The sequence below is a fragment of the Virgibacillus sp. M23 genome (assembly GCF_034190895.1).
In the GTDB taxonomy this organism is placed as follows: domain Bacteria; phylum Bacillota; class Bacilli; order Bacillales; family Amphibacillaceae; genus Virgibacillus; species Virgibacillus salarius.
On record NZ_JAWDHA010000116.1, the window covers coordinates 1 to 2,537 of the forward strand.

At 37.0% G+C, this 2,537-nt stretch carries 2 protein-coding genes; both read right to left on the reverse strand.

What is annotated here, in order from left to right; genetic code table 11:
- Positions 1-195 precede the first annotated feature (195 nt).
- Positions 196-1,014, reverse strand: coding sequence for a hypothetical protein (locus tag RVS70_RS21435; RefSeq protein WP_121605761.1), 819 nt, complete (start codon positions 1,012-1,014; stop codon positions 196-198).
- A gap of 375 nt (positions 1,015-1,389) precedes the next feature.
- A complete protein-coding gene (locus RVS70_RS21440; protein WP_205388866.1) occupies positions 1,390-2,289 on the reverse strand; it encodes an ROK family protein in 900 nt (299 codons plus the stop codon).
- Positions 2,290-2,537: the final 248 nt, after the last annotated feature.

Sequence of the window (2,537 nt, forward strand, 5' to 3'; positions counted from 1 at the left end):
TCTCATAGCGGAGACTAATTACGTAGACTCCTGCGGGATTAGCGCGAGCCGAAAATCCACTTTGCAACGTGTTCTTCTTTGCAAAGTTAGTTGAGGCCGTGCCCACGGAAAGCGAAGTAATTAGTCGAAGCATTGCCAATATACATCAAACATTTCAAAATAACTACTTGGCTTAACGCAGTCATTGCACTGATTTTATACTTTCTTAACTTGAAATAAAAAAATAAATTCGATCACTTTTTTCTTTCTTTCCTCAATTGGATCAGCATGAAGTAATATTTCAGCAATCTCATCCTGTAGCCCGTATGTCAAATTTACACCATAATGCTTTTCTTGAAAATACGAAAATAGTACCGCAATCATTGTCCCACAAACGGAAATACCAAATCCTTGTAAAATACAAATCCACAGCGAGGCATTCATCGTTTCCACTGCAAAAATGAAGCTAGGAATACTCACTACCCACATCGTAGATAAAGCAAAAGACCGTAAGAGGGCTGTTCCTTTATAGTTTTCCCATGCTTCAGTTTTTTTCTTATACAGGATTTGATTAATGAATTGATACATCATCGGTATTGCACCGAATAAAAGAAAATAAGAAAAAACCTGCGTTAATGACATCATCCCTAGATAAAACTTTCTACTTGTATTCAAAGATTTATGCGCCATTCCCATGATGTCCTCGATATAAGGCTCTTCACGAAGTACCCAACTGATCATTGGTACAATGACTAAAAGTCCAACGATGCTTCGCATTTGCAATAGTCCACTATATAGTCCCTCCCCAATAGAGACTTTAGAAAATAGGAGGATAATAAAGCCGGTGATAAATAGGAAAAAGGGGAGTTTAAATTGTCTTAACGTCTTTGATAAACTAGCAAATATTAGTATAAATAAACCACAACATGCTAAAGCATACAGCAATAATCTCTTTTCAAAAAAGTAAGTTACAAGGTGTAGAAACGTATAGGATACAATGGAAATTCTTAATCCCCACGTTATGACAGACTGCATACATTCCATCTCCCATGTCATAGTTGTTTGTTTACCTTTAATAGCATAGCTGGAATGTTAAGGTTACACAAGTGCCCATTCTTATGTAGTCTAGAATTATATGGAGGATTCAGGTTGACTGGTAAAGCGAATTTGTCTAGCTTCATTTGAATAGATCGTGTTAACGTTATATCACCCTAGCTATAGGTTGGAGGCTTCCCTTTCTATCCCAAATAAAATGCACTCTACCCAAAAAGTGCATCTCTATTCTAATCAAGCTGATTGTGAACCTTACTATGTATCTACTGTATGGATCAAGTATTCCATTCCCATTACTTTTCTACTTATTTATGCTTAGTCCACTAAAATGTACAACCTCTTTTTCTATAAATTTCCTTACCTGAATGCACGTAAACCTGCACCGATAATTCCTTGACCATTATTCAAATTACTTATTTCCATGTTTTGAAGAATATGTAGTTGTTCTTCAATCAAGTAATTTTTTAACTTATCCTTTAGTAAAGGTAATATATAGGGATTATATGTTGCAACACTCCCACCAAAAACAATCTTGTGCGGATCTAATATACTATTAATCATGTAAACACCTTGGGTTAATGCATGAATCATTTCGTCCACCAATCTACTTGCATTGCTCTCTCCTCGAGTAAAATGAATAAAAATATCTTTCGTTACTAATGCTTCATTGAAATAAATGGACCTTGCCTTCGCTTGCATAGCTGGGCCAGATGCAGCATGTTCTAATCTTTCCATGCTATGATCAGCTGTGTGTGTAAAAACGGGTATCAATCCCAGCTCCCCAGCAAAGCCTGCTCCCCTTATAAAGTTTCCCCCTTGAATAATGGAGCAAGAAATCCCTGTACTAATCGTAATATAAACAAATAGTTCATCCTCAAGCATTTTTGCCTCTTTCCATTCCGCAAATGCTGCCATATATACATCATTATCAATTACAATATTATCGATTCCTAGCGCTTCCCGTAGACGATGAACTATTGGAAAATTAGACCATGGAAGGTTATTCTGAAAGACCGCTACCCCATTTCTACGATCTATTTTTCCAGGAATACCAGCACCAATCCCGTATATCTCATCCTCTGGAATACTAGAATGATTTAGGAGTTGGTTTACACATTGAATAACTTGTAGAAACATTTTCTCTTTATTTGAGGGGTCACTTTGGACTGACTCCTTTTGAATTAAGTCTCCTTTCTCGTTGACGATACCAGCTTCCACTGTCGTACCGCCAATATCAATTCCGATAGCATACCTCATTAGCACTCCTCACTTTCCTTACAACACATTCCTTAACCATGCTTATTTTCCAATAAATGCGATAGAAGCATTACATCTGTTTAACCTTTTCAAAGTACAATTTCCACCTGTTTCCCATGAATAAGAAAAACTGAGCAAAATTCGCTCATTCCTTATCACTAAATGCTCAGATTTACGCTTCCTCTAGTAGCTATTATGGAATAATAGCTACTGCTTGACCACCACTCCGGCTGCCCACTTCCCTTTCC

Excerpts from the sequence above, each read along its gene's own strand:
- RVS70_RS21435 (WP_121605761.1), bottom strand. The coding sequence starts at position 1,014 with ATGCAGTCTGTCATAACGTGGGGATTAAGAATTTCCATTGTATCCTAT.
- RVS70_RS21440 (WP_205388866.1), bottom strand. The coding sequence starts at position 2,289 with ATGAGGTATGCTATCGGAATTGATATTGGCGGTACGACAGTGGAAGCT.